We start from the raw sequence: 6,542 nt of genomic DNA, 5'->3' as shown, positions 1-6,542 counted from the left end.
CCACGTCGAGCGTGGTGAGGCCCACCGTTCGCTGCCTCACTGACCCCGCAGGCGAGCACCACCCCGTGAACGCTTACCATCTATGAAGGCCAGTGGAGGGAGAATCCCGGGTCCCCTGATGCATCGCGGCTGTCGAGCACCGTCACATTCTGGCTCCCCACGGAGTTCCTGGAATCACACGGGCCTGACGCCGTTCGCGAGCTGGCACTGAAACTCTCAGCGGACCTCCCGTTCGCCTCGGGGCACGCGGGCCTTGCGTTCAACGCAGAGCTCGGACTGCTGGAGGTCGATCAATGGATCCAGCGCGAACGCCTTCGCCATCCCGGAATGGATGTTCCCGATGAGTCCGCGTCCCTGCACCTGGGCGACCGGATCCGCGGTGTCCATTGGCTGAACTTCCTGGGGCCGCCGGTGCTCACGGAACTGGGCGGCGTGGAGGCCCTTCGTGGACGGCTCAAGAGTCCTGGCACGACGGTGCAGTCACTGTCCGGTGAGCGTGCGGTCATCACCCTGGGAAGTGAACCCGACGCGGGAGACGTGACGCAGAGCCCTGTGCTACCGGCCTACCGTGAGCTGGCCCGCGTCCTGGAGCCCTGGCTGTACTTCCAGGGCGACTCCCGCCCCTGGCGAGACACCGAAGGCCAGCGTCGATGGGAGCGCCGGTTCCTGGACTGAGCGGGGCTTCGGGCTCAGGGGAAGTTGACGCCACTCCAATGCACCGTCCGGATGCCATCTACATCCGTGACGATCAGTTGATAGCCCTCCAGCTCCGCGTTGTTCACATCGAACTCCAGAATCAATGTCGCCTCGGACTCGGCGGCAATGGGGCCGGTCTGAAAGGGCGGAAAGGATTGCCACTCCCTTCCCCTCCGGTCCACCAGCACGGCCCTCCCGATGGTCCACGGCTTCTTGTCGGCCGTTCGCAGCACCATCTGCACGGCTCGCCTCGGGCCTGCCGTGAACGCCGCGCCCCTGTCCATCTGGAATGAACACGGGCGCCTGCAGTTGGCGGGCTCCCATTTTCTATTGATCCCAATGCCAGGAAGTGACGTCGAGCCTATCAGGAGCCCCCGAAGCCCCATCGGCTCACGCGTGCTCCCGCCCGAGGAAACGCGCTCCTGCCGCAAGCGCTCGATCTCCGCGCGAAGTTGCTGCACTTCCTGGTGGTACGACTCCGCGGAACGCACCCGTCGGTAGATCTCCACCTGCCGATCCACGGCGCCTGAACCCACCACCAAGGTCAAAAACAACCTGGAGGGAAGCGCCGAGCCCGCATCCTTGAAGGGAATGGACAGCTTCAAGCTGCCTCCCCCCTGCAAGTCATTGGATGGCACGAGCACGAGCACGGAACTGCCCGTGCTCACCCGTGTGAACTGGGCTCGTGACTCCAGGCTCAGTTGGTCCTGCTGGATGTCGGTATCGAAGAGGAGCGTCGTGCTCACCCCTGGCCCGATGTGGATGGGGCGCGTCCCCACGCCATCCGCTCCCACTTCCATCCGGAGCGTCCCCTCAACCGCGTCGTTTCCGACGGGAGGAGCCGCCAATACATGGGTCGACCAGAGAAGAACCGGAAGCACGACGAACAGACAGGAGGGCACGGTGGGGAGGGCTCCTCGAACCGGGGCAACAGAAGCTCCCTTCTATCACGGGGCTTTACGCGGACCCGCCGTTCGCGGATGACCCACCTCCACGAGTAGGCATCGACCTGGCGAAGTGCCTGCTACCTGGGCTCGTAGTATATGTTGAGCCGCTTGACCCCAACCACACCGTACAACTGGTTCGGGATCCACCGGGTCGTGGGGGTGTCCGGACTGTAGCCTTGCGAGTTCACCGCATGGCCGATCTGAGTGCCGTCCACGTCGAAGTACTCCATGCAGATGGGGAAGACCCTCCCGTCAGGTAGGATGGCCTGCGTGAAGAGCAGTCGGGTGATCAGCGGATCGAACACCGCGCGGCCCTTCACGACCGTCCCTATCGGCAAGGCACCGCGCCTCGCCGCCGCATTATGGACGATGCCCTGGATGGGTCCTTCACGGATTTCCAGCTCGAATCGCTGCGACTCTTTCAGCCAGAGGCCATCCCACGCCATGTGGCCGGACCTCAACTCCAGCATGGCCTCCTTGGCCCCCGCAGGGCACGGTTCGCTCCGATCCCTGGGGGCGTTGGCACTGCCGCCCGCGCATGACGCGCCCACGCAGGCCGCAACGGCCGCTCCAGCGATCTTCCGCATGACACCGCCGTCCGCTCGCAGGGGCTTCACAGAGGGAGGCGCAACCGCGGTGGACACGGGCGGAGTCGGCTCCACCGCAGCGGAGACACCCGCATCCGGGGAAGACGCCACCGCGAGCACGGCGGCATCGGGAAGACTCGGGGTTGGTGTCACGGACGGACTTCCTTTCTCAGACACAGGCGCGACAACAGGTGGAGGACGGGCCGGCGTCAGCCGCGCCAGCCCGAAGATCAAGAAGCCCAGCAGGAGTGCGCCCAGGGCGAGCACCGCGCCGTTGCGGCGGCGCCGCTTCGGCTCGACGGCCTGCGCGGGCAAGGACGGTTCCCAAGGCGCTGACTCCCGGGGTTGCGCCGTCGGCGGCGGAGCGCTCCCGGGGAACTGGGACAGCGACACGACGCCCCGGTCCAGCCCGGCCTCATCTGGAGCCGCGGGGACGTCCAGCGAGACCTTCCAGTCCGCGTGGCGCTTGTCCTTCGCGGCGTCCCAGAGCGCCTGCAGCAGCGTCTCCGTCCCCGAGTAGCGATCCTCGGGGCGCTTGGAGAGCAGCCGCATCGCGATGTCCGACAGGCTGGAGGGGACCTTGGGGTTGATGTCCTTCGGCGCTCGCGGCACCACTGTTTCGATGGCGGGCAGCAGCCGTTCGTAGGGAAGGCGTGGGTCGAAGGCGTAGCCGTCCGTCAGGGACTCGTAGAGCAGCGCGCCCAGCGCGTACAGGTCGCCCGGGATGCCCGCATCGAAGTTCGCTCCGGACTTCCAGGAGCCTTCGCGCAGGAAGGTCACGCACTCGGGCGGCAGGAGGTGCGGCGACGCGGGCGCCACGCCCACGGTCAGCGTGGAGGCTCCCGGGATGCGCGCCGTGCCCAGGTCGATGAGGATGGGGCGCTCATCCAGGCGGCGGATCAGCAGGTTGTCCGACTTGAGGTCGCGGTGATGCACGCCCCTGCGGTGGAGATCCGCCACCACCCGCACGACCTCCGTGTAGACGGTCAGCAGGTGCGCGGCGGAGGGCTTCACCCTCCAGCGCCACTCGTGGAACGTCTCGCCGTCCACGAAGTCCGTGACGTGGAAGAGGTAGCCGTCCGGTGGCTCCGGCCAGCGATCCACGGCGTGCACGCGCGGCAGGTTGGGATGCGGCGCGCACGCGAGCAGCGCCGCCACCTCCCGCGCGAGCCGCCCGTTGACGTCCTCTTCATCGCTGGCGTGCTGGTTCGCCGGACGCAGCGCGAGCTTCAGCGCGTAGACATTCCCGCTCCGCTCCACCTTGAACACCCGCCCGAAGCCTCCCGCGCCAAGCGTCCCGACGATTCGCCAAGGGCCGACGTGGTGGCCGACTTCAAGCTGGTCCGGGTGGAGCGGTGTACTCATGCCTCTGACTCATGCCGTGACACAACCTGGGAGGTGGGGACGGCCACCCGGGGTTTCAGGACCGGCGAGGGCGACTTCCCTGCCACACCCCACCGCAGAGGTCGGATTCCCCGCAATCCGCGAGCATGCCCGGCCGACGACGGCGCGGACCTGCTTGGCGGAACCACCCAGGGAGCGGTGTTCAATGCGGACAACCTCCGGGGTTGACCCTATCTGGCCCTGCGGGGCTGTCACGTTTTTTCGTGACGCAGCAGGGGGGTCGCCCCTGAACGGGCGTCCAACCCGCCAGGCAGCCCGAGGTTCGTGAAACAGCTTTCAGCCTGTCCGGATGTGACGGCATCCCCTGTCTGGGATTGCGCGGGGCCCGTCTTCGGGCCGGCTATCCGCCTTCGTCGGCCGTGTCGTCGGCTTCCGCCAGCGCGCGGGCGGCCTGCTCCCACTGGCCTCCCAGGCGGGCCTCGGAGGCCAGGGCTTCGTCCCAGGAAGGGCCATCCGGCAGGAGCCGCGACGCGTGCTGCAAGGCCAGGCGCTCCAGCGCGCGGGCTTCGCACAGGCGGCGCAGCTCCAGCGCGTCGAGCCCGTTCGCGGCGAGGAAGGCCTCACGGCGCGAGGCACGAACGTTCCGCTCGGTCCACCACGCGGCCTCCTCCGCGGCGAGCTCCTCCTCCGTCGCGGCGAGCCCCAGCGAACGCGCCCAGCCCGCGAGCAACGCCCGCCGCAGGCCCGCCTGCGCCCATGCATCCGCATCCGGCGCGCCGCGCAGCAACTCCATCACGCGCCCGGAGTCCACGGCGCGCGAGCCCACGCGCGTCACGTCCTCCATCAGGCGCCGGCGCCGCACCAGCGACGAAGGATTGCGCCGCGCTCCAGGTTGCGGCGGAGGCGCACGGCTCACGAACTCCGCGCCCGCGCGCACGCACTCGATGGCGTCCAGCCGCTTGAGGTCCTCCACGCCGCCCGCGAACCAGGCGTCCCAGGCGTCGCGCACGGGCCGGGTCCACGCGGGCTCCACGGCCTCGCGGATCCGGGTCCAGGTGCGCTCCTGGTAGAAGATGCCCGCGGCCGCGTCCACCAGGGCCTGTGCCCCCGCGCGCCCCAGCACGCGCGCCTTTCGCGCCAGCTCCGCCGCGTGCCGCACGTTCACCAGGGGCACCGTGAGGGGGCGCCAGCCGTGTTCGGCGTCCGCGTGCAGCAGCGCCACCTCCGCGTCGTCCACCGCCACGCCGTCGCGATACCAGCCGAAGATGCGGCCCACGCCGACCATGCCGTGCTCGGACAGCTCGGAGGCACGCAGCGCGCCCATGCTGCCTCCGCCGAACACGGCCACTCCGGCCTCCAGCGCCGCGAGCAGCTCGTGGTGCCACACGGACGGCTGCGCCTCGAAGACGCCGTCCACCAGCACCAGCGCCCGGGGCTTGAGCGACAGCGCCCGCCACACGTCCCCCTGCCGCGCGGGAGGCAACACCGTGCACGGCGCGATCCGCCGCGCCTCCGCCGCGGGCAACGAAGGTCCCAGGAACACCACCAGGTCGTCCGGCCGGCGCTTCACGCGGGCGCCTTCACGCGCACGCCCCGCGTCGGTCCCGGCTGCCGGGGCACCTGGCTCCACGGGCCCGGTGCCGCTGCGCTTCACGCGCGCCCCTGCACGCGCGGGCTTGCTCGCGTCATCCGGGACGCCCTGGCCCCCGGCACCCTTCACACCTGATCGCCGCTTCACAGGAGCTCCGACACGCGCATGCCCGGCACCACGACCTTCCACACGTGCAGCCCGGGCAACGGTGCGTCCAGCGCCACTCCCGCCACCCTTGTGAATCCCGACTCGCCCAGCAGCGACAACACCGTGCTCACCTTCGCCGCGTGGGTCCTCGCGCGCCGGTCCGCCACGTCCGGCATCGCGTCCACCGCTCGGCGGGGCCTCACCTCCGACAGGGCCTGCGCGAAGCCCAGCGCCGCCTCGCGGTCCGCCGCCGCCACGTCCTCACGGGCTCCGTGGATGTCCGTCAGCCGCGACTGCGCGGCCTCCAGCAAGGCCTTCAGCAACGCCTCGTCCCGGTCCATCGCGCACGCATAGCCCGCCGTGAGCGGCACCGGTCCCTCGTCCGCGTCCACCAGCACCGCCGCCGCCACGGGCAGCCCCACCCTCCTCCGCGTCCGGGGCGCGGGCGTCACATCGAAGAGGTACGCCCGGAACCCCTGGGCCCCCAGCGCGTCCCTCAACGCGGCCGTGCGCGGCGCCCCGTCCTCCAGGGCCTCCGGCCGCAGCATCCGCCCCACCACGCCCTCCTCCGACCACCCCTCCGGCAGCGCCCTCGAGAGCTGATCCCGCTCCGTGGCCTCCAGCAGCGCGTGCAGCAGCGCCGGCTCCGACTCCGGATGCGCGCCGGAGCCATTCGTCGTCCACGCCACCGACACCGGCCCCAGCTCCACCGTCCCCGAAGGCGGGCAGTACACCCCCTGCGCCGGCACCCAGACCCGCTCGCCCCCGTCCAGCGTCCGCGCCTCGCACCACGCCAGCCGCACCGCCGGCCCCGCGAGCCTCGGCGCCACCACCGCGCCCGCCGACCCGAGCGCCTCCACGCCCCAGACCGTGTCGCCCTCCCGCTCCAGCTCCGTCCGGGAGCCCCAGCGCAGCCGCTCCGGCCGCACCGTCTCCGCCGCCCACAGCTCCGCGGTCTCGAAGAGGGCGCCCCGGGCCGCGGCCTCGAACGTCAACCCCTTGCCATTACAGACCTGGAGCACGTGCCCACCTGGACGCACCGCGCAGGCCACCTCCACGCCGGTGCGGTCCAGGCCGGTCACCCGGGCGACCCGGGTCACCCCCAGGGCACGGGCCAGGGCATCGAGAAATGCGGGGGGGACAGGGTCCGTCGAGGCAGGCGACACGATGGGTCACCTTAGCCAGATTCTCCGGGGAGCGGACACCCGGCGCGGCGCGGCATGGGATGGC

5 protein-coding genes are annotated in these 6,542 nt (G+C 70.6%); 1 reads left to right on the top strand and 4 read right to left on the bottom strand.

Annotation, left to right across the window (positions count from 1 at the left end; all coding sequences use genetic code 11):
* The first annotated feature begins 78 nt into the window (after positions 1-78).
* Positions 79-675 carry a DUF3396 domain-containing protein gene (locus tag K8556_RS27010; RefSeq protein ID WP_223742984.1) on the top strand — a complete coding sequence of 199 codons (597 nt, stop codon included), beginning with the start codon at positions 79-81 and terminating at the stop codon, positions 673-675.
* Between the two features lie 14 nt (positions 676-689).
* Here the strand turns inward: K8556_RS27010 and K8556_RS27005 are convergent, their stop codons facing one another.
* The 4 genes from K8556_RS27005 to K8556_RS26990 form a co-directional block, all read right to left on the bottom strand.
* Positions 690-1,577: a DUF2381 family protein gene (locus K8556_RS27005; RefSeq protein ID WP_223742983.1), complete on the bottom strand. Its 888-nt coding sequence runs from the start codon at positions 1,575-1,577 to the stop codon at positions 690-692.
* A 143-nt stretch (positions 1,578-1,720) separates the two neighbouring features.
* Positions 1,721-3,595 (bottom strand): serine/threonine-protein kinase, encoded by a 1,875-nt coding sequence (locus K8556_RS27000; RefSeq protein WP_223742978.1) that lies wholly within the window; start codon positions 3,593-3,595, stop codon positions 1,721-1,723.
* 379 nt (positions 3,596-3,974) lie between these two features.
* Positions 3,975-5,144 (bottom strand): TfuA-like protein, encoded by a 1,170-nt coding sequence (locus K8556_RS26995; RefSeq protein WP_223742977.1) that lies wholly within the window; start codon positions 5,142-5,144, stop codon positions 3,975-3,977.
* Positions 5,145-5,308: 164 nt separating this feature from the next.
* Positions 5,309-6,478 (bottom strand): YcaO-like family protein, encoded by a 1,170-nt coding sequence (locus tag K8556_RS26990; protein ID WP_223742976.1) that lies wholly within the window; start codon positions 6,476-6,478, stop codon positions 5,309-5,311.
* Positions 6,479-6,542 lie beyond the last annotated feature (64 nt).

The organism is Corallococcus sp. AS-1-12 (assembly GCF_020036995.1).
GTDB lineage: Bacteria > Myxococcota > Myxococcia > Myxococcales > Myxococcaceae > Corallococcus.
This window is presented reverse-complemented; position numbering and strand designations above follow the sequence as displayed.

Excerpts from the sequence above, each read along its gene's own strand:
- K8556_RS27000 (WP_223742978.1), bottom strand. The coding sequence starts at position 3,595 with ATGAGTACACCGCTCCACCCGGACCAGCTTGAAGTCGGCCACCACGTC.